Origin of the sequence: Pseudoduganella umbonata (assembly GCF_014192225.1) — a bacterium.
Lineage (GTDB): Bacteria > Pseudomonadota > Gammaproteobacteria > Burkholderiales > Burkholderiaceae_D > Rugamonas > Rugamonas umbonata.
In genome coordinates, this window is record NZ_JACHXS010000003.1 from 79964 (window position 1) to 101122 (window position 21159).

At 67.4% G+C, this 21159-nt stretch carries 18 protein-coding genes; 10 read left to right on the forward strand and 8 right to left on the reverse strand.

Features of this window, described 5'->3' with window-relative positions:
• Positions 1-94 precede the first annotated feature (94 nt).
• From FHS02_RS09160 to FHS02_RS09170, 3 genes are all read left to right on the forward strand, one after another.
• Complete coding sequence (locus tag FHS02_RS09160) at positions 95-1003, forward strand: CPBP family intramembrane glutamic endopeptidase (protein ID WP_137313140.1); 909 nt, start codon at positions 95-97, stop codon at positions 1001-1003.
• 525 nt (positions 1004-1528) lie between these two features.
• On the forward strand, positions 1529-3013 hold the full coding sequence (locus FHS02_RS09165; RefSeq protein ID WP_137313142.1) for an MFS transporter: 1485 nt from the start codon (positions 1529-1531) through the stop codon (positions 3011-3013).
• A 43-nt stretch (positions 3014-3056) separates the two neighbouring features.
• Positions 3057-4112: a glycoside hydrolase family 43 protein gene (locus tag FHS02_RS09170; RefSeq protein WP_137313143.1), complete on the forward strand. Its 1056-nt coding sequence runs from the start codon at positions 3057-3059 to the stop codon at positions 4110-4112.
• Positions 4113-4292: 180 nt separating this feature from the next.
• On the opposite strand, the gene FHS02_RS09175 is transcribed toward FHS02_RS09170, so the two are convergent.
• From FHS02_RS09175 to FHS02_RS09185, 3 genes are all read right to left on the reverse strand, one after another.
• Positions 4293-5069, reverse strand: a complete 777-nt coding sequence (locus FHS02_RS09175) for a hypothetical protein (protein ID WP_137313144.1) — start codon at positions 5067-5069, stop codon at positions 4293-4295.
• A gap of 76 nt (positions 5070-5145) precedes the next feature.
• Positions 5146-7131: a beta strand repeat-containing protein gene (locus tag FHS02_RS09180; RefSeq protein ID WP_137313145.1), complete on the reverse strand. Its 1986-nt coding sequence runs from the start codon at positions 7129-7131 to the stop codon at positions 5146-5148.
• A gap of 94 nt (positions 7132-7225) precedes the next feature.
• The gene (locus tag FHS02_RS09185; RefSeq protein ID WP_221403824.1) at positions 7226-8155 is read right to left on the reverse strand and encodes a LysR family transcriptional regulator; all 930 of its coding nucleotides are present in this window, start codon (positions 8153-8155) and stop codon (positions 7226-7228) included.
• 112 nt (positions 8156-8267) lie between these two features.
• Between FHS02_RS09185 and FHS02_RS09190 the strand changes: the two genes are divergently transcribed.
• Positions 8268-9011: an SDR family oxidoreductase gene (locus tag FHS02_RS09190; protein WP_137313146.1), complete on the forward strand. Its 744-nt coding sequence runs from the start codon at positions 8268-8270 to the stop codon at positions 9009-9011.
• A 4-nt stretch (positions 9012-9015) separates the two neighbouring features.
• On the opposite strand, the gene FHS02_RS09195 is transcribed toward FHS02_RS09190, so the two are convergent.
• The 3 genes from FHS02_RS09195 to FHS02_RS09205 form a co-directional block, all read right to left on the reverse strand.
• Positions 9016-10599, reverse strand: a complete 1584-nt coding sequence (locus tag FHS02_RS09195) for a chemotaxis protein CheW (protein WP_229422556.1) — start codon at positions 10597-10599, stop codon at positions 9016-9018.
• A gap of 14 nt (positions 10600-10613) precedes the next feature.
• Positions 10614-12323, reverse strand: coding sequence for a methyl-accepting chemotaxis protein (locus FHS02_RS09200; RefSeq protein ID WP_137313147.1), 1710 nt, complete (start codon positions 12321-12323; stop codon positions 10614-10616).
• 342 nt (positions 12324-12665) lie between these two features.
• Positions 12666-15113, reverse strand: a complete 2448-nt coding sequence (locus FHS02_RS09205) for a glycoside hydrolase family 2 protein (protein ID WP_229422557.1) — start codon at positions 15111-15113, stop codon at positions 12666-12668.
• 227 nt (positions 15114-15340) lie between these two features.
• On the opposite strand from FHS02_RS09205, the gene FHS02_RS09210 reads away from it, so the two are divergent.
• Both FHS02_RS09210 and FHS02_RS09215 read left to right on the forward strand, forming a co-directional pair.
• The gene (locus tag FHS02_RS09210; RefSeq protein ID WP_137313148.1) at positions 15341-15589 is read left to right on the forward strand and encodes a hypothetical protein; all 249 of its coding nucleotides are present in this window, start codon (positions 15341-15343) and stop codon (positions 15587-15589) included.
• A 41-nt stretch (positions 15590-15630) separates the two neighbouring features.
• Entirely contained in the window at positions 15631-15948 is a 318-nt protein-coding gene (locus tag FHS02_RS09215) for a hypothetical protein (RefSeq protein WP_137313149.1), read from the forward strand.
• A 115-nt stretch (positions 15949-16063) separates the two neighbouring features.
• Here the strand turns inward: FHS02_RS09215 and FHS02_RS09220 are convergent, their stop codons facing one another.
• A complete protein-coding gene (locus FHS02_RS09220; protein ID WP_175424747.1) occupies positions 16064-16237 on the reverse strand; it encodes a hypothetical protein in 174 nt (57 codons plus the stop codon).
• A gap of 184 nt (positions 16238-16421) precedes the next feature.
• Between FHS02_RS09220 and FHS02_RS09225 the strand changes: the two genes are divergently transcribed.
• Both FHS02_RS09225 and FHS02_RS09230 read left to right on the forward strand, forming a co-directional pair.
• Positions 16422-17411, forward strand: coding sequence for a family 43 glycosylhydrolase (locus FHS02_RS09225; RefSeq protein WP_217496914.1), 990 nt, complete (start codon positions 16422-16424; stop codon positions 17409-17411).
• Positions 17412-17498: 87 nt separating this feature from the next.
• Positions 17499-18248 (forward strand): SDR family NAD(P)-dependent oxidoreductase, encoded by a 750-nt coding sequence (locus FHS02_RS09230; protein WP_137313150.1) that lies wholly within the window; start codon positions 17499-17501, stop codon positions 18246-18248.
• A 4-nt stretch (positions 18249-18252) separates the two neighbouring features.
• Here FHS02_RS09230 and FHS02_RS09235 read toward each other — a convergent pair whose 3' ends face one another.
• Positions 18253-19194: a LysR substrate-binding domain-containing protein gene (locus FHS02_RS09235; RefSeq protein WP_137313151.1), complete on the reverse strand. Its 942-nt coding sequence runs from the start codon at positions 19192-19194 to the stop codon at positions 18253-18255.
• A gap of 91 nt (positions 19195-19285) precedes the next feature.
• Here FHS02_RS09235 and FHS02_RS09240 point away from each other — a divergent pair, with 91 nt between their 5' ends.
• Positions 19286-20146: a transketolase gene (locus tag FHS02_RS09240; RefSeq protein WP_137313152.1), complete on the forward strand. Its 861-nt coding sequence runs from the start codon at positions 19286-19288 to the stop codon at positions 20144-20146.
• Positions 20143-21141 carry a transketolase family protein gene (locus FHS02_RS09245; RefSeq protein ID WP_137313153.1) on the forward strand — a complete coding sequence of 333 codons (999 nt, stop codon included), beginning with the start codon at positions 20143-20145 and terminating at the stop codon, positions 21139-21141. Before FHS02_RS09240 ends, FHS02_RS09245 begins: the two co-directional genes overlap by 4 nt.
• Positions 21142-21159: the final 18 nt, after the last annotated feature.

Sequence of the window (21159 nt, forward strand, 5' to 3'; positions counted from 1 at the left end):
CCGCTGCCGGATCCATCGGGCCGCCCTGCCCGCCTTCCGTCACCTGTCCACGGCATCGATCGCGGCCGGCAACGGCCTTGCAGGTTTGTCTATAATGACCGGCACCTTTTCCACTCTGCCGACCATGATCTCGTTGCCACCATCGTTCTGGCCCCTGGCCGCCACCTGGCTGCTCGCCGTACTGTCGCTGTGGGCGCCGCCAATCTTCCACGTGGCCGCCTGGCTACCCGCGCTGGCGATCGCCGTCGCCACCGCCGTGGCGCTCGGCGCGATGCAGGCGACCGGCGTACTGGCCGTGCTGCTGCTCGTGGCGCTGTGCTTCGGCTGGCAACGGGCGAGCCATCGCGTGGCGAAGGGCGTGATGCTGGCGGCGATCGTCGTGCTGTCGCTGGCGATGGCACTGCACCAGGTGCCCGGCTTCGCCAATCCGCTGCTGGTCGACAAGCTGCAGGTCAGCGCGGCGTCGGCAGCCGTCTCGCTGTACCTGAACCTCGACAAGACCGCCGTCGGCATCGTGCTGTGCGCAACCTTCGCCGTCCCCGCGCGCAACCGGGCCGCCTGGCGCGGCGTCGCGGCGGCATGGCCCGTGATCGTGGCGACGCCCGTCATCGTGCTGCTGGCCGGCTACGGCGCCGGCGTGATCGCCATCGACCCGAAATGGTTCGCCAGCTGGTTCCACTACGCGCCGCTGTTCCTGCTGACGAACCTGTTCACGACCTGCCTGGCCGAGGAAGCGTTCTTCCGCGCGCTGGTGCAGGGCCGGCTTGCCGAGGCATTGTCGACACGGCCCGACGGCGCGCGCATCGCCGTGGCGGTGGCGGCCGTGCTGTTCGGCGTGCCCCACGCGCACGGCGGCCCCGCGCTAATGGTGCTCGCCACGTTCGCCGGCTTCGGCTATGGCATGGCCTACCAGCGCAGCGGCCGCATCGAGGCGGCCATCCTGACGCACTTCGCGCTCAATGCCACGCACTTCCTGATGTTCACTTATCCCGCGCTGAGCTGAATCCACTCGCGAACTTTCCTGAAAAACAGGGTCCGTCCCTATTAATTGGGAAATCAGCGCCCTGGTGTCCGCCACGGCTTCTTGTGTCGGACACCGGTTTTGCAAGCGAACGCTACCGAGAACCGGTGTCCGACACCAGACAGCCGGTGTCCGACACCAGGCAGCCGGTGTCCGACACCAGACAGCCGGTGTCCGACACCAGCGCCTGTATTCTTCCAGCCAAAAAAAAAGCCGGCTCTGGGCCGGCTGAAGTCCAATTCTCTGGGAGAGTTGGAGGAGACAGGTGCATCATCTCACCCGCATCGGCATTCCGCCACTTTATTTCCCGCATGACACACATGAGTTTGGTGAATAACTGATCGGTTCTCGATTAGTTCTCATCGGTAGCGCAACCAGAAATATTCCAACGACAACGCAAGATGGGCTACCATACGGCGATGGTTGCGCTATTCATTTGCCTCGCTGCGAGTGTTACAGCGAACGCGAAGCGGCGCGACCGATGACATAACGATAAAGCGAGACATCATGACCAACACCCAAGACACCGCTACCGCGCGGCTGGGCGTGGGGGAGAAAGTCGGCTACTGCCTGGGCGACCTGGCGGCCAACCTGATCTTCCAGACCCTGCTCACCTTCATCGCCTTCTTCTATACGGACGTGTTCAAGGTCTCCCCCAACGCGGCGGCCACGATCATCTTCGTCGGCGGCATCGTCGGCGCCTGCTTCAATCCGCTGATGGGCCTGATCGCCGACCGCACGGTCACGCGCTGGGGCAAGTTCCGCCCGTGGATCCTGTGGACCTCGGTGCCGTTCGGCCTGATCGCCATTCTCGCCTTCAGCACGCCGGACCTGGGACCGGACGGCAAGATCATCTACGCCTCGCTGACCTACGTGCTGCTGATGCTGGTGTACTCGGCCAACAACCTGCCCTACTCCGCGCTGTCCGGCGTGCTGACCGGCAGCATGAGCGAGCGCAACAGCCTGTCGGCCTACCGCTTCGTGGCCGTGATGGTGGCCCAGTTCATCATCCAGGTACTGCTGCTGCCGCTGGTGCTGATCCTGGGCGACGGCGACAAGGTGGCCGGCTTCCGCAACACGATGATCATCTTCGCCGTCGCCGGCACGATCTGCTTCCTGATCACGTTCTTCACCACCCGCGAGCGCATCGTGCCTACCGCGGCGCAGCGCTCCAGCATCGGCCAGGACATCACCGACCTGCTGCGCAACCGCCCGTGGATGGTGATGCTGGCCGTGACGATCCTCGTGTTCGTCACGCTGGCGCTGAAGGGCGGCATGTACATCTATTACTTCCGCAGCTACCTGTCGGGCCAGCACCTGGCCACGTTCCTGCAGGACGTCGGCTTCAACGGCTTCATCGCCGGCCTGAATGCCGTACTCGCCAGCGTGGGCCTGACCGCGTTCCAGTGGCCGGAAGATGCGCCGACGTCCGCCTTCAGCGTGTTCAATGCGATCGGCATCGTGATGATGATCGTCGGTATCGGCTTCTCGCGCCCGCTGGCCGACCGCTACGGCAAGCGCGAAGTGTTCGGCATCGCGCTGTTCATCTCGACGATGTTCATGCTGGCGTTCTATTTCTATGCGCCCACCTCGATCGGCCTGGTGTTCGTGTCCCAGCTGCTGCACGGCTTCTTCTACGGCATCACGATCCCGCTGCTGTGGGCGATGATCGCCGACGTGGCCGACTACTCGGAATGGAAGAACAACCGCCGCGCCACCGCGCTGCTGTTCTCGGCGATGATCTTCGGCCTGAAGGCCGGCCTGTCGGTCGGCGGCGCACTGGTAGCAGGCCTGCTGTCGGTGGTCGACTACGACGCCTCGCTGGCCACGCAGGCACCGGCGGTGGCCGACGGTATCCGCCTGTCGGTCAGCCTGTATGCCGCGATCCCGTTCCTGCTGGCCGTCGGCTGCCTGGCCTTCTACGAGATCAGGAAATCGACCGAGCGCACCATCGAACAGGAACTGGGCCTGCGCCGCGCCGCGCAGCAATAACGGGCGAACAGTCAATCACACCATCATCAATCACAGTAACGACATGGCAAATACCGAAGACGACAAGCGCAAGGACACGCTGGCACGCGTGGAGCAGCTGAAGACGAGCGCGATTTCGCAACCGCTCGTCACCCACCTCTACACGGCCGATCCGTCGGCGCACGTGTTCGACGGCCGCATCTACATCTACCCGTCGCACGACATCGAAGCCGGCATCCCGTTCAACGACAACGGCGACCACTTCGCGATGGAGGATTACCACGTCTTCTCGATGGACCGCCCGGACGGCGAAGTGACCGACCACGGCGTCGCGCTGCACGTGAAGGACGTGCCGTGGGCGGCGCGCCAGATGTGGGCGCCGGACGTGGCGCGCAAGGACGGCAAATACTACCTGTACTTCCCCGCCAAGCGCGCCGACGGCATCTTCCAGATCGGCGTGGCGGTGTCAAGCAGCCCGGCCGGCCCGTTCGCGGCGGAACCGGCGCCGATCGAAGGCAGCTATTCGATCGACCCGGCCGTCTTCGAGGACGGCGGCGAGCACTACATCTACTTTGGCGGCATCTGGGGCGGCCAGCTGCAGAAATACCGCGATAACGCCTACGGCGCCGCCAACGAGGAACCGGCCGACGGCGAACCGGCCCTGCAGGCCCGCGTGGCCCGCCTGTCGGCCGACATGAAGCAGTTCGCCGAGGCGCCGCGCGCCGTCGTCATCCTCGACGAACACGGCAACGAACTGCTGGCCGGCGACCATGAGCGCCGCTACTTCGAGGGCCCGTGGATGCACAAGTACCAGGGCAAGTATTATTTCTCGTACTCGACCGGCGACACGCATTTCCTGTGCTACGCCACGGCCGACAATCCTTACGGCCCCTTCACTTACCAGGGCAAGATCCTGACGCCGGTGATCGGCTGGACGACGCACCACTCGATCGTCGAGGTGGAAGGCCGCTGGTTCCTGTACTACCACGACAGCAGCCTGTCGGGCGGCGTTACGCACCTGCGCTCGGTGAAGGTCACGGAACTGTTCTACGACGACGCGGGCCGCATCGTCACGCTGTACCCGTATGGCGAGCAGCACCAGGACGTAGACATCGCCTGAGGCGCCCGCGCTTCGGTGTCGGACACCGGCTCCTCGGTGTCGGACACCGGTTTTCGCCGGCATGCCGGAAGCCTGACCGCCGGTATGCCGGAAGCCTCACGCAAAAACCGGTGTCCGACACCATGAGGCCGGTGTCCGACACCAGGCCACCTGTAGCCACCTGACACCGCCCGCGGAGCATCACTCGCCGGGCGGAACCAGGAGCCGCAACTGCCCCGACGGCAGGTCCACCATCGCCACGGCGCTGCGCATGCCGATGGCCAGCCGGTCGCCGTCCGCCGACAGCACGGAAGAGTTCGGATACAGCTGTTTCCACGGCGCGTCCGCGACGATCGTGCGCAGTGCCAGGTTCCGGTCGATCGAGACCAGCGCATCGGACAGCGTGACCAGCATGCCGCCATCGTCGAGCATGGTCGCAGCGTACGGTGCGAAAGGCAGGTGCAGCGCCGTGGCGGCCTGCCAGCGCCCGCCGTCGCGGAACACGCGCAGCAGCGACCCGCGCGATGCGAACATGTGCGCCACGCCTTCGGTCGCATAGATGCCGTCGTCCCGGCGCAGCAGGTCGACGATCGCGTGATCCGATATCCGGTACTTCTCGCTGCCGTCCGCGCTATACCAGTACAGGCCGCCGCCGAATTCGCCCCGGTGGAATCCGGCCAGCCAGCCGTCGTCCACCGCGATGACGGCCTGCGCCGCACGAAGCAGCGCAGGCTGGCCGTCGGCATGCCGCGGCACGCGCTTGCCGGAGGTCGTCGGTCTGGCGCGCAGCGCGCCGCCCTCCGTGTACACCAGCCATTCGTCGCTTGAATGGTTGGCGGCCAGCAGCCAGTCGCTGCGCGCCGCCGGTTCGGCCGGTATCGCCGTTTCGCGCCAGCGGCCCAGGTCCGGCTCCGGGCCGGCAGCGGCCGCCGCGGCGGCGATGTGCAGCGACAGCAGCAATCCCACGAAAGATCTCATCGCAAAGCTCCCGGTATGAAGGCCGGCCGCCAGAAGGCCGGCCAGCGATCTTACCGCATGCCGTGCGCCGGGTGGGTCAGCAACCGGCTGCCGCGGGCTTCCTGCGCCGCGCCACCGCAGCCAGCACGCCCAGGCCGGCAAACAGCATCGCCACATTGGCCGGTTCCGGCACCGCGCTCACGCCCGTCACGTTGGTGTACGTGCCGTCGAAGCTGTACGTCACCGCCAGGCTGTCGATGGTCGTGACCCCCATCAGCTGCGCGAAGGCGGCATTGCCCGCATAGTCGCCCAGGAAGCGCAGCGAGTAGCCGGACCCGTCATGCGTCAGCGCCAGCGTTTCGCCGGCCGCGATCGCACCCAGCCCATCGAAAGTGAGCACCGTGTTGCCCAGCACGATGACCGAGCTGTCGGCCAGCGCCAGGCTGGCGAACGACTGCGCGGCGGCGCCGGACAAGTCCAGCGTGCCGCCGCCCAGCACCAGCGCGCTGCCGGCGGCGACGACATCCGCGCCCTGCAGCGCCAGCGTGCCGCTGCGCACCTCGACGCTGGCGAAGTTGGCGATCGCACCGGCGTAGGCGAAGGCGTTGCCGGCGCCGGCATCGACCACCAGCGCGTTGCTGCCGGCGCCGCCATCCACGCTGCCCAGCACGACGGCATTGCCGCCGCTGATCACCAGCGTATCGTTGCCGCCGCCAAAGGCGATCGCCTGGCCGCTGCTGCCGCCGTCGATGGTGCCGGCATTGGTGATGTGCGCGTTGTCCGCATTGGTGCGGATCGCCGCGCCCGTGGCACCGCCGCCGCGGATCGTGCCGCCGGCACGGTTGTCGATCGTGACGGTGTAGCCGCTGGCCGCGCCGGTGACGGCGATCGCGGAGTCGCCCTGCCCGCGAATCAGCCCGCCCGACTGGTTGACGATCGTCGCATTGCCGTACAGGCCTTCGCGGGTGCCGGCCAGCGGGCCGCTGGCGATATCGTTGCCGGCCAGCGTGATGCCGCGACCCACCGCGCCCGCATTGCCGGGAGCTACCAGCCCTTCGATGGTGCCGCTATTGACGATCGTGCCGCCGCCGGCCGAGATGCCTTCGCTGTACGCCTGGCCGCCCGCCTCCACCGCGTTCAGCGAGCGGATGATGCCCGTGTTGGTGATGTGGACGAGGCCATCGACATCGATGCCATCGCCGTCGCCCGTCACGCCATTTCCGGAAATCAGCCCGCCGTTGACGACCGTCACCAGCTGCCGGCCATTGAAGCCATCGACATTGATGCCCGAGCCGTCATTGCCGCGCACGATGCCGCCGGCCAGGTTGGTCAGGTCGAGCGTCGACACGGACGCGGCGTTCTTCTGCTCGAACGTGATGCCATGGCGGCCCGCATCGACCAGGCCGGTGGCGGCGTTCGTCACGCGGATGCCGGAATTTTCCTGGCCATCGATGCCGTCGCTGCTGCTGCCGGTCGCCGTCACCGAACGGATCGTGCCGGCGTTGAACACCACGCCGCCCGCGCCCGGCCGGATCGCGTCCGCTTCGTTCGCCAGCAGCAGGCCGCCGGCGAAGTTGTTGATCGTGTTCGCACCCGCCACGGCATTGAAGTCGACCGCCTGCGCGCCGTCCGCCGAGCCGTTCAGCGACACCAGCGAGCCGTAGTTATTCAGCGTCACGCTGGCTGCCGCGCTGTTCACCTGGATCACGTCGGCATCGGCGGTGCGGATCAGCGCGGCGGCATTCGTGGCGCTGCCGTTGTCGATGACGAACTCGGTGACGGCGCCGGTGGCGCGGATCGCGCGGCCGCTGCCGGTCTGCGCGATCGTGCCCTGGTTGTTCAGCCGGGGCTTGTCCCCGGTGACCGCCACCGCCACCGCCGATCCACCCACCGCCAGCGTGGCGCCGGCGGCCACGGTACCCGTTTCTCCCTTGCCCAGGCTCTGGGCCGTGCTGCTGCCGGTGGCGATATTGAACGATGCGGCATTGGCCAGTGCCGGGCTGGCCAGCACGACGGCCATCATCAGCGCATTGAACGGCAGGCCGGTACGGCGGCACAGGAACGGGGAACGTGGCAGGGACATCGGTGGCTCCGGAAGAAAAGTTAGTTGTCAAAGTTAAACTAACTTTATGACAACGTCGTGACGTGTCCTACCCCGCCCAGGACGCCGGCGCTCGCTACGGCGCGTCGAAGCGCGCAGCGTGCCCGCTGCGGCGAAAGCCGTCGACGATGAAGTCGATGAACAGCCGTGTCTTGGCCGGCACCTGCTTGCGGCTCGAGTAATAGATCGACAGCGCACGGCTGCCGCCATGCCATGCCGGCATGATGCGCACCAGTTCGCCACTGTCCAGCAGCGGCAGCGCATGCGGCAGCGGCAGCAGCGCGATTCCCATGCCGCTGGCCGCCGCGCGCGCCATCGCCTCGGGATCGTTCATCACGGCCGCCGGACGCACGGCCGCGAACACCTCCTCGCCGGCCGCATTGCGCAGGATCCACGGCAGCACGCGGCCCGATTCCAGCGAACGGCGCACCACGCCGCGGTGCCGTGCCAGCCCGTCCGGTTGGCCCGGCGCGGGATGGTCGCGCAGGTACGATGGCGCGGCCGCGAGCACGAGCCGCACGCGGGCCAGTTCGCGCGCGATCACGCCTTCCGACAGTTCGATGCCGCCGCCGATCGCCACGTCGAAGCCTTCGGCCACCAGGTCGACCTGCCGATTGTCGAAATGCAGGTCCGGTACCACGGCCGGATGGCGCCGCGCGAACTGCTCCACCAGCGGGACGATGTACTGGCGGCCGATCGCATGGGCCAGCGAGACCTTCAGCATGCCGGCCGGCTGGCCCGCACCCTGGCGCAGCTCGGCGAGCGCGTCGCCGATGTCGCGCCACGGCACGCGCACCTGGCCATACAGGCGCTCGCCATCGGTCGTCAGCGCCATGCTGCGCGTACTGCGCTGGAACAGGCGCACGCCGAGCTTGGCCTCGAGCCGGGCCACGCTCTTGCTGACGGCCGCCGGCGTCAGTCCCAGGCGCCGCGCCGCGGCGGAAAAGCTGCGCTCGTCCGCGGTGGCGACGAATGCATCGAGATAGCTGCCCAGTTCGATATCCATCGGGGTATTTTATACCTGTGGTTGAAACTGAACCCGTCATTCATGTCCTACCGCAAGCGATCGACGGTGACCATACTGTGTTCATCCCAACCACATCTACAAGGAAAACATCATGAGCACCCCACTGAACGGCAAGATTGCTTTCATCAACGGCGGTTCGCGCGGCATCGGCGCCGCCACCGCACGCCGGCTGGCCCGCGACGGCGCAACCGTCGCCATCGGTTATGCCGCCTCGGCCGCTGCTGCCGAGGCGCTGGCGGCCGACATCGCGGCGGCCGGCGGTACCGCGCTGGCGATCCGCGCCGACGCGGCCGATGCCGCGGCGCTGAAAGGCGCGATCGATACCGTGGCCGACCGCTTCGGCCGCATCGACATCCTCGTCAACAATGCCGGCGTGCTGCACCTGGGCGACGTGGCGCAATTTTCCCTGCAGGATTTCGACCGGACGGTGGCCATCAACGTGCGCAGCGTGTTCGTCGCAGCGCAGGCCGCGCTGGCGCACATGGGCGAAGGCGGCCGCATCGTCAACGTCAGCAGCACCAATGCGCTGCGCATGCCGTTCGCCGGCGGCGCGGTGTATGCGATGAGCAAGTCGGCACTGACCGGCCTGGCGAAAGGCATGGCGCGCGACCTGGGGCCGCGCGGCATCACCGTGAACAATGTGCAGCCGGGCCCGATCGATACCGACATGAATCCCGCCGATGCCGAGTTCGGCGCCGTCATGCACGGCCTGATGGCCCTGCCGCGGCATGGCCATCCCGACGAAGTGGCGGCGATGATCGCCTACCTGGCCAGCCCGGAAGCGGCGTTCGTCACCGGCGCCGACCTGCTGATCGACGGCGGCTTCGCGGCTTGACGGCTCAGTGCGACGCCAGCGCGCGCTCCAGCGTGGCGAAAAACGCGTCGCGCTCGAACAGGCTCATGACCGAACCGTCCGGCAGTTCCAGCACTTCGCTGACGTCGGTGCGCATGTCGGTCACGCCGCCGCCGGCGCGCAGCAGCTTCGGCGACGGCCGCCGCGCGCTGGCCGGCAGGTGCACGATGCTGTCGACCCGGTCGACGATCACGCCGTAGCGCTCGCTGCCCCGTTCCAGCACGAGGATCCGGCACTCCGCGGCGTCGTCCAGCGGCGGCATGCCGTACAGGCGGCGCAGGTCGATCACCGAGATCATCTGCTGGCGCAGGTGGAGCATGCCATGGACGCAATGCGGCGCGCCCGGCGGGCGCGTCATCCCCGCCGTGTACGGGATCAGCTCGCGCACCTGGCCGATGTCGGCCGCCCACGGCGTTCCGAGCGCGAACGCCAGGTAGACCTGCTTGCGCGCCGCTGCGGCGCCGGCACTGCGGCCCGTCTCCTGCGCGGCTTCATCCTGGTAGATGCGCCGGTGGCCGGCGCACACCTCGGCCAGCTCGTCGTCGCCGAGCACGTGCGCGTGGTCGAGGAACAGGGTATCGGGGCCGTCCCGGCGCGGCAGGCAGCCGCGGAACATGGCGCCGCGACGGGTGCCCAGCAGCGGGATCGGCAGCACGTCGCTGTCGAAAAACGGCATGATCGTGTCGACCGAATCGACCAGGAAACCCAGCAGCTCGTCGCCGACGCGCACGATCAGGATGCGCCGTGCCTCGTGCACGGCGGCGGGCGCGCAGCCGACCAGCTGGCCGAAGTCGACGATGCCCACGGCACGGCCGCGGAAGTTGATCCAGCCCTTGCACAGCGGCCCCGCCATCACCGACGGGCGCAGTTCGGGCACGGCGATGATTTCCTGCACGGCCGCCATCGCGAAAGCGAACGACGTGCCGCCGGCGGAGAAGCACAGGCACTTGCGCGCCTCCGCGTGGCGCAGGAAACGGGCCCGCTCGGCGGCCCGGCTCGCGGCCGACATCGAACGCACCTGCGGCACGTTATCGATGCGCACCAGCGCGTCCGGCATCAGCACCTGCAGCAGGCGCTCGCCATCGGCCAGCAGGATCGTGCCGCCGACGACGGACTGGCGCCCGCCGGCGTGGCTGATGATGCTGCGCTGCTCGGGGCGCACCCGCAGCACTTCACCGGTGCTGTCGAACACCAGGCCGACCAGCACGTCCTCGTGGTCGAGGATCGCGATCTTCTGCCGCGCACTGGCGGCAGGCGCCGACGGATCGAAGATCCGCGCCAGGTTGACGACGGGGATGGCGGTGCCGCGCAGCGTGAAGATGCCTTCCAGGCAGTCCGGCGACAGCGGCATGCGCGTGACCCGGTCGGGGTAGGCCACCACTTCGCGGATCGCCAGCGCCGGCAGCGCGAACTCGGCGCCGCCCAGGTGGAAGGTGCCGAACAGTTCGAGGCCCGCGGCATCGACAAGGGCGCGCGCCGCAGCCGCACGCGCATTGTCCATCGCTTCGGCGGCGGCCTGCACGTCCGGGGTGGGCGGCACGCCTGCCGCGGTCATGTGGAGCGTGTGCATCGGAGCGCCGCCGGTCAGACGGTGAAGCCGGATACGGTCTGGTTCAGGTCCGCGGCCGTGCGGTTCAGTTCCTCGGTCTGCACGGCGATGCTGTCGCACGATCCGGCCGATTTTTCCGACTCCTCGGCGATGTGGGCGATCGCCACCGCCACTTCACGCGCCGACAGCGACTGTTCGTTGACCGAGTCGGAGATGTCGCCGATGGCCAGCGACGTGCGCTCCACGCCGGTGGCGATGCGGTCGAACGCATCGCTGGCCTGGCGTGAAATCTCGCGGCCCTGCGCCACGCGCCTGACCGATTCGGCGATCAGCTTGGAGATTTCCTTGGCGGCCTGCGACGAGCGCTCGGCCAGTTTGCGCACCTCGTCGGCCACGACCGAGAAGCCCAGGCCGTGCTCGCCGGCGCGCGCCGCCTCGATGGCCGCGTTGAAGGCCAGCATATTGGTCTGGCTGGCGATCTCGCCGATCACCTTGACGATCTCGCTGATATCCTCGGACGACTGGTTGATCAGCGCCATCGCCTCGATCGACCGGGCCACCGCGCCGGCACCCGTCTCGGCGGCTTCCTTCGTGCTCTGCGCCAGCGTATTGGCTTCGTTCGCGCCGCGGGCGATGGTGGCAATCGACGCCGTCAGGCCATCGACCGAGGCATTCATCTGCTCCACCGTGGCGCCCAGCGCCTGCGCGCCGCCGGCCACCACATTCGAACGCTCCGCGATCGTGTGCGCCGACGACGACAGGCGTGCCACTTCGGATACCACGTGCGCGATCACGCCGCGCAGGTCCGCGATCATCTTGCCGACACCGGCGCCGAGCTGGTCGACCGGGTCGGTGCCGCTCATGTCGAGCGTGCCCGTCAGGTCGCCATGCGCGGCCCGTTCCACCTGTTCGAGCAGCAGCGCCACCTTGCGGCGATCGGCTTCATTGCGGCGTACCACCTCCTCTTCCAGCGCCACCTGGGCGGTGATGTCGGTGGCGAACTTGACCACCTTGTACGGCTTGCCGTCGAGGCCGAAGATCGGATTGTAGGTCGCCTGGATCCAGACCGGGCGGCCATCGGCGCCGATGCGCTTGTAGCGGCCGGCATCGAACTCGCCGCGGTTCAGCTTCTGCCAGAACTTGCGGTATTCCAGGCTGGTGGCGTAGTCGTCGTCGCAGAACACGCGGTGGTGCTCGCCCTGCACGTCGCCCAGTTCGTAGCCCATCACGGCAAGGAAATTGGCGTTGGCGGTCAGCAGCACGCCGTGCATGTCGAACTCGACAACCGCCTGCGCCTTGTCGATCGCGCTGACCAGGCTGGCGTGCTCGTTGGCGCGCAGCTTGTGCGCGGTGATATCGCAGGCAAACTTGATCACCTTGAAAGGCCTGCCTTCCTCGTCGAGGATCGGGTTGTACGACGCCTCGATCCATACATCCCGCCCGCCCTTGCCGATGCGGCGGTATTGCGCGCGCTCGAACTCGCCGCGGCGCAGCCCGGCCCAGAAGGCTTCGTAGTCGGCCGAACGCACGTAGTCGGGATCGCAGAACATCGAATGGTGGCGGCCCACCACCTCGTCCAGCGTGTAGCCCAGCGTGGCCAGGAAATTGTCGTTGGCGTGGAGGATGGTGCCGTCGAGACGGAACTCGATGATGGCCTGCACCCGGTTCAGGGCGCTGCTGATGGCGCCGGAGTCGGCTTGGAGATCATGTCCGGCGGTGCGGGCGGGGGCGGTGGCAATGGTCATTGCGGGTCCTGATGGCAAGTGGATGAGTTCCACCTGGCGGCGGACCACGCGACGCTGCTCCGGTCGCCGGACCATTATCCTGCCGAAGTTGCCACACGTAAAGCTTGCCCGTTAGCACTTATAACAACTGTGTGGCGTACAGGTTACATATAAGATATTGCTGACCCGCGCCACCACGTCAATCTCACCAATACTCACGCATCACGCCGGCGCCGGCCCCCATCCGAGGTCCGGCACCGGCTACCTGCGGTATTACTTCGCGGCGTACCTTGCGTTATGCAGGAAATTACCGCGCGGCGTACCTTGCGTTATGCAGGAAATTACCGCGCGGCGTACCTTGCGTTACTCAGCGGCGGTACTACGCGGCGCGAGCGCGCCCTGCAGCTTGCCGGCCGCCGCGGACAGCGTGCCGTTCGGCTCGCGCACCTTCACCAGTACGCTGGCGATGCCGGCCTCGGTGGTCGCCTGCGGGCTGTGGATCACTTCATAGCCCGGGTCGGCCGTGAACGTCACCGCCTGGCCGGACTGCGGCACGGTGGTGCCGCTGGCGTCGACCAGGCGGGCGCGCGCGAACACCAGGTCGCCGACGGCGGGCGGCACGCCCATCTCGTCCAGCGCCACGTCCAGTTTCACGGCGTCGCCCGGCGTGCGTACCTTGTGCTCGGCCACCGCCTTGCCGCCCGTGTAGGCCACTGCCACCAGTTCTCCGGCCTGGAAGGCGCCGGTATCGAATTCCACCGGCGGATGCTTCAGCCGCGGATGGGTGGACGACGGTGCGGCCTTCTGCCGCGCCACGGTCTTGCCATTCAGCCGCAGTTCCACTTCCTCGGCATTCGTGAACACGCGCACGCGCGGCGACGATTCCGGCGTCCAGTAGCTGGCGATGAAGACCATCGGGCCGCCGCCCCACTGCGGCGTCGCCTTCGGCGCGACCTGCTCCGGACTGCGCTGCGAGCGGAAGAACTCGGCCGCGAACTTCGGCAGCCGGTCGATACTCATCACGCCAGACGCTTCCAGGTCCGGCGCGTAGCCGCGCGCGTAGTCGAACATGACCCAGTAGCCGTCGGCAAAGGCCGGCGTCGTGAAATTGTCGTCATGCGCCTCGGCCACGTTGGCGGCCTGCTGCAGCAGGTGCTTCTCGCCCTGCGACAGCAGCTGGCGGCTGGACCGGTCGGCCGGCTTCAGGTCGCTCCAGGCGCCCTGGTTGAAGCCGGCGTTCATCGCGTAGTATTCCCAGTCGCCGTATTCGGAAACGATCAGCGGCTTGTCCGGCAACGCGTGCTTGTCGCCGATCCTGTGCTGGCGTGCCTGCATGTAGATGTCGTAGGAACGGGGCAGCCAGCCCACCGAGAACGCCTGGTCGCCCGGGTATTCGGTATGCACGGTCTTGTGCAGCGTGTCGACGAAGGCGTCCGGCATGTCCGTCTCGTTCAGCGAGCATTCCCAGGCCAGCACGCTGGCATGGTTGCGGTTGCGGCGGATCATGTCCTCGCAGGTCTTGATCACCTGCTTGCTGAAGGCCGGATCCTTGTTGAAGTATTGCCAGCCCGGCACGCCCGGGATTACCAGCAGGCCCAGCTCGTCGGCCGCGGCCATGAACGCCGGCGACTGCGGGTAGTGCGACAGGCGGATGTAGTCGAAGCCGTACTTCTTCACCAGCAGCGCGTCGCGGTACTCGGCCTGCGGCGACAGCGCGTAGCCCACGTGCGGGTATTCCTGGTGGCGGTTCACGCCGCGCAGCTGCAGCGGCTCGCCGTTCAGCACCAGCTTGTGTTTGCTGTCGAACGCCAGGCGGCGGATGCCGATGCGGGTCTGCACCGAATCTCCGCCCCCCGCGCCGGCGCCCTCGCCCACGACTGAAGTGTCCAGCACGTGCAGGTTGGGTGCCTGCGGCGACCACAATTGCGGCTGCCCGACCTTCAGCGGCATCGTCACGTGGCGGCGTTCGCCCGCCTTCAGCGTCACCTTCTGCTCGGCGCGGGCGATCTCCTTGCCCTGCCAGGCCAGCGTATTGCGCACGGTGACGGTGCGCGCCGCCTTCGACGTATTCGCCACTTCGGTCTTCACCTGCACCGTGGCCTGTGTCTTGTCGGCCTGCGGGAACGTGACGAACACGCCACCGCCGGCCGGCGTGGCCGCCAGCATCTCGTCCGTGATGTGCACGGCCGGCTTGGTGATCAGGCTGACGCCGCGGTACATGCCGCCGTGCTGGATGTAGTCCAGATCCTTGAGTGGCTTGGGACCGGTGATAGCGTTATCTTCGTTGTTCGCGCGCACCACCACTTCGTTCTTGCCGCCCGCCTTCAGCAGGCCGGTCACGTCGAACGCGAACGGCAGGTAGCCGCCCAGGTGCTGGCCCAGGTGCTTGCCGTTCAGCCAGACGTCGGCCACGTTCATCACCGCCTCGAAGCGCAGGATCGCCCGTTCGCCCGGCTTCAGCGCGGCGTCGAACGTCTTCTTGTAGAACACCGTGCCCTGCCAGGGCGCCGTCGGCACGCGCGGCTCGATGTGGGCCGCGTGCGGCAGGCTGACGGTGCTCCAGGCGCCCGCCGGCACCTTGCCGGCGGTGGCGCCGGCGGCCTGCTTACCGTCGGCGCGATGGAACTGCCAGGCGTCGTTCAGGCTGGTGGTGGCGGCCTGCGCGGAACCGGCCAGCGCCATGGCGGCCAGCGCCAGGGTGGTCAGCAGTGCGGTGGCCAGCGCAGGGGTCGGCGCAGTGGTCGGCGTGGTGGCCGGCGTAGTGCGGGCCAGGCGGCGCGGGGCGGAATTCAATGTGCGAAATGGCTTCATTCGTCTCGGAGTAGGGTTGATGGGGCCGATCCGTGTCGGCCCGTGATTGTACGACAAGCAACGCGCCTGACCAGCCGTGCAACAGCCGAAAGGCAGGCTGCCGGCCCGCCAATGCCATATAAAACGGCTGGCCGGCGCCAGATCGACTACACTGCATGCAGCGGCCATGGTGAACCGGAGCACACCGGAGCTTGCCGACCTTCATTCACCTTCCGCGCGGAGCCTTCATGTCATCCCAATCCTACCGGGGCCACGTCATCGACGTGACCTGCCAGTCGCTCGACGACCGGATCAGCTACCTCCTCAGCATCAGCGTGCGCGCCACCGGCGAAACGCGCCACCAGGCCGGCTCGCTGGCTGCTTCCTTCAGCCGCGGCTGCGATGCCGAGGACAGCGCGTTCGCCGAGGCCCGCGCCTGGATCGAGAATTCCCCGCTGCGGTGGCCCTTTGCCGCGCCGCTGGAGCACGCACGGTAGCGCCAGGAGTCCAGCAGGAACAGGTGAAAAAGGAGCACAGCATGGAAACATCCGAAACGGCTGCCGCGCTCGAAGTCACGTACGACGGGCGCCACTATCATTTCCGCCAGTACCGGTACGACCGGCTGGAGGATGCCTTGCGCTATGCCACTGCCCAGCGCGACGTGCCCGGCTTCCGGGCCGATAGCGCGTTCGTACCGCGCTGGCTGCCCGCATGGCTGCCCAGCGAAGCGGAGCGCGCCCGGATGCACGAACTGGGCATCGGCTTCGCAGGCGGACGCTTCAGCGTCGGCGACTATCACTACGACAAGCTCGACGACGCCGTGGCCTTTGCCAGCACGCGGCAGGGCAAGGCGTGACCGCGCGGGTTTCATAGCGCTGGCGTGGCATAGGGCTGCCCTGAAGGGCCTGCCCGCATCGCCCGGGCACCTTCGCGGCGCCTGTCTGCTGCCGTGCCTATGTTTGCTGCCGTGCCTATTTAGCTTCCCGCTTTTCCCATTCCTTCTGTTCCGTGGACAGCTTCGCCTTGCAGGCCTTCCGGTCGTTCCAGTCCATGTGCTTGTCGCAGTCCCGGCTGCTGTCTTCCGGCAGGTAGCGGCAGCCGGCCAGGCCAAGTGCGATGGCGATGAAGAAAATGGTTTTGCTCACTGCCGGGCTCCGTAATTTTCTGATGATGCGGTGATGGATCGCGTTGGACAGCGTTTACGGCCGGGTGTCTTTCCCGACACCGCGCGTCTGATAGAACAATAATCAACATGTTGACACATGCACAAAATCAGCGCAATGCGCGCTACCATCGAGCCTCCGAACCGCGCCTTTCACTGGAGTCCCGATGCACCGCCCGATGTCCTTCCTGCCCGCCCTGCTGCTTGCATTCGCCCTTCCCGCCACCGCCGAACCCGGCCAGCCGATCGCCCAGCGCTTCAACGCCGACCCGTCGCCGCATTACTTCGACACGAAGGCAGGCGGCAAGTTCTACCTGTACGCCACCGACGACGCCAGCAATTCCGGCAAGTATTGGGACTCGACGACGTGGCGCCTGTACACGTCGCCGGACATGAAGACGTGGACGGACGCCGGCATTCCGCTCGACGTGAAAGTGTTCAAATGGGCGCGCCCCGATGCGAAGGCGTGGGCGCCGGAAGCGGTGCAGCGCAACGGCAGGTTCTACTTCTATGCCCCGGTGGGCGGCGACACGATCGGCGTGGCGGTCTCGGACCGCCCTGACGGCGGCTTCGCCGATGCCCGCACCACGCCGCTGGTCGACAAGGCGCGCGACGCCAACGCGGGCGACGAGCCGATCGACCCGGCCGTGTTCGTCGACAGGGACGGCCAGGCCAACCTGTACTTCGGCACCCGCGTGCCGAAAGTGGTGAAACTGAAGGCCGACATGGTCACGCTGGACGGGCCGATCCTGGACGTGGCGATCGCCGGCCTGCCCCCGCTGGACAAGACGGAAAAGGCCGACAAGGCGAACAAGACGGGCAGGAAAGCCTATGGCGAAGCGCCGTTCCTGCACGAGCGCAACGGCATGTATTACTTCACCTTCTCGACCGGCTGGCCGGGCCAGATCGTGTACGCCACCGGCACCTCGCCGCTCGGCCCGTTCACGTACCGGGGCGTGGTGCTCGACTACCTGAAGATCTCGACGAACCACCAGGCCATTCTCGAGCATGCCGGTAAAAGCTGGCTGTTCTACCATGACAGCCTGCTGCCGGGCGGCGGCAGCCACCGGCGCTCGATCGCCATCGCACCGCTGGAGTACGGGACCGACGGCAGCATCCGGCAGGTGCCGCTGGGCGCGGGAACAGCCGTGAAATAGATTCGCCCTGCCCTGAGTTTTCCTCGTTTGTCGTCAAGCCTGCCGTCGGCCACCATGGCGGCACGACTTGAACAAACGGAGACTCACATGTTACTGAAAGATCGCGTGGCAATCGTGACCGGCGGCGCCGGCGTCAATGGACTGGGCTTTGCGACGGCGCGCATGCTGGCCGCGCATGGTGCAAAGGTGGTGATCCTCGACCTGGCCGGCGCCAACCCGGCCGGCGCCGCGGCGGAACTGGGGTCACAGCACCTCGGCCTGGTAGCCGACGTAACGAACAAGGAACAGTGCGAAGCGGCCGCGCAGGCCGCGCTGGAACGCTTCGGCCGCATCGACATCCTGTTCGCCAATGCCGGCATCACGCAGCCGCGCAAGACGCTGGACATTTCCACCGCCGACTATGACGCGGTACTCGACGTGAGCCTGCGCGGCACGCTGCTGATGGCGCAGGCCGTGCTGCCGGCCATGCAGGCGCAAAAGCACGGCAGCATCGTCTGCACCTCGTCCGTCTCGGCGCAGCGCGGCGGCGGCATCCTCGGCGGACCGCACTACTCGGCCGCCAAGGCCGGCGTGCTGGGCCTAATGCGGGCGATGGCGCGCGAGTTCGGGCCGGACGGCATCCGCGTCAACGCCATTACGCCGGGCCTGATCGCCACGGACATCATCAAGGGCAAGCTGACGGAGGAACGCAAGGGCGAGATCGCCACCGACATTCCGCTGGCCCGCCTGGGCAGGGCCGACGACATCGCCGGCGCCGTCGTCTTCCTGGCCAGCGACCTGTCGGCTTATTGCACCGGCGTCACGCTCGACGTCAACGGCGGCATGCTGATCCACTGATGCTTCATGTTCCGATGGCGGCCCCGCCGCCATCGGTCACGAATCCCCGTATCCAGTCCGCCACCGTGCGCACCGCCTGCAGGCCCTCGCGGCTCTTCGGCACGGCCAGGTAATGCCCGGTGGCCTCGATGGCCAGTTCGCCGAACGGGCACACGAGGCGCCCCTCCTTCAGGTAGTCCTGCACCAGCACCGTGCTCTCGATGCACATCCCCAGGCCATTCTCGGCCGCACCCAGCGTCATGAACGCGCGGTCCAGCCGCAGCCCCCGTACGGGATGCCGGCATTCGGGCGCGAAGCGCGCGATCCACTCGTCCCACGAGGTCAGCGACACGTCGTTCTGGATGAGATAAAAATTCTCGATGTCGGCCGGCGGCAGCGGCAGCGTCCAGCCGTCGACCAGCGCCGGGCTGCAGACCGGCAGGTAGCGTTCGTGCTGCGAGACCGGCTCGACGTGCACGCCGGCCGAGGCAGTGGGCCGGCCGTACAGCACGGCCACGTCGACGCCGCTGCTGGAGAAATCCGGCGGCTGGTGTACGGCCCACAGCCGCACGTCGATGTCCGGATGGGCGCGCAGGAACGCCGGCAGCTGCGGCATCACCCAGATCGCCGCGAAACTGGGCGCGCACTGGATCGTCACCACCTGCTGCTTGCTACCGCGATCGAGGATGGTGCGCAGCTCGTCGTCGATGTCGCCGAACGAGCGGCGGATCACTTCATACAGCCGGGCGCCCTCTTCCGTCGGCTCGACGCCGCGGCGGGCGCGCTCGAACAGCAAGGTGCCGAGCGCTTCCTCCAGCGTCTGGATCGAATGGCTGACGGCCGACGCCGTGATCGACAGTTCCTGCGCCGCGGCGGCGAAGGAACGGTGCATGTAGGCGGCCTCGAAAGCCTGCAAGCCCTTGAGGGATGCCTTGCGCAGGGCGCGGTATCGCTGAACTGGTTTCATCTATCGCCAAGAATTACTCGCTATACGGTGGGTCTTTCAATTCTTACACTGGTTTCGTGACAAGACCAATGATTCGCAACCGGAGACGACAATGAAACCAGATTCACCCGACCAGCTGCGCGCCCTGGAAAGCGCCGCCTACCGCATCCGCCGCTTCGCGCTGAGGATGGGCGAGGTGCAGGGCCAGGGCTATGTGGGCCAGGCGCTCGGCATGGCCGACATCCTCGCCGTGGCCTACCGCCACGCGCTGCATTATCGTGCCGACGAGCCGGAATGGGAAGGCCGCGACCGTTTCCTGCTGTCGCACGGCCATTACGCGATCGCGCTGTATGCCGCGCTGCTGGAGGCCGGCATCCTGCCGGAAGACGAGCTGGAAACCTATGGCAGCGACGACAGCCGGCTGCCGATGTCGGGCATGGCCACCTACACGCCCGGCATGGAAATCTCCGGCGGCTCGCTGGGCCAGGGGCTGACGATCGCGGTGGGCATGGCGCTGGGCCTGCGCCAGAAGAACAACCCCGCCTTTGTCTACAACTCGATGTCGGACGGCGAACTGGACGAGGGCTCGACGTGGGAAGCGGCGCTGTCCGCCGCGCACTTCGGGCTGGGCAACCTGATCACGCTGGTGGACATCAACAACCAGCAGGCCGACGGCCCTTCCGGCAAGATCCTCGGCTTCGAGCCGCTGGCGCAGAAGTGGGAAGCGTTCGGCTGGCACGTGCAGCGCGCCAGCGGCAACGACATGGCCGCCGTGCTGGCCGCCTTCGATGCCGCGCGCAGCCACCCGGACCCGCAGCCCCGCGTGATCCTGTTCGACACGCTGATGGGTTCGGGCGTGCCGTTCCTGGAACAGCGCGACAAGAACCATTTCATCCGCGTCGAAGCCGACGAATGGCAGCAGGCCATCGCCATCCTCGATGAGAAACAAACCCAGGCAGGAGACCAGCAATGAACGCCCCCATGAGCAAACCGCGCCTGACCACGTCGGCGATGATCGCCTCCATCGCCAGCGAAGGCCAGCGCACCGTGGCCGCGCCGTTCGGCAACGCGCTGGTGGCTCTGGCCGCCGGGCGGCCCGACATTGTCGGCATGAGCGCCGACCTGGCCAAGTACACCGACCTGCACCTGTTCGCCAAGGAATACCCGGAACGCTTCTTCCAGATGGGCATGGCCGAGCAATTGCTGATGGGTGCCGCCGGCGGCATGGCCAAGGAAGGTTTTACCCCATTCGTCACCACCTACGCGGTGTTCGCGTCGCGCCGCGCGTACGATTTCATCCACCAGGTGATCGCCGAGGAAAACCTCAACGTCAAGATCGCCTGCGCGCTGCCCGGCCTGACCACCGGCTATGGCCCCAGCCACCAGGCCACCGAGGATATCGCCATCTTCCGCGGCGTGCCGGGGTTGACGATCGTCGATCCGTGCGATGCGCTCGATACCGAACAGGCAACGGCCGCCATTGCCGAGCACAAGGGCCCGGTCTACATGCGGCTGCTGCGCGGCAAGGTGCCGCTGGTGCTGGACGAGTACGACTACAAGTTCGAATTGGGCAAGGCCAAGCTGCTGCGCGACGGGCGCGAGGTGCTGGTGATCTCCAGCGGCATCATGACGATGCGCGCACTGGAGGCGGCGCAGGCGCTGAAGGACGATAATGTCGGCGTCGCGGTGCTGCACGTGCCGACCATCAAGCCGCTCGACACCGAGGCGATCGTGCGCGAAGCGTCGCGCGGCGGCCGGCTGGTGGTGGTGGCCGAGAACCACTCCGTGGTCGGCGGCCTGGGCGAGGCGGTGGCGGGCACGCTGCTGCGCGCGGGCGTGGCACCGGCGTTCCGCCAGGTCGCGCTGCCGGATGCCTTCCTCGATGCCGGCGCGCTGCCCACGCTGCACGACCGCTACGGCATCTCGACGGAAGCGATGGTGGCCAGCATCCGCTCCTGGCTGCGCTGAGCGCACACGGCCGAGGGC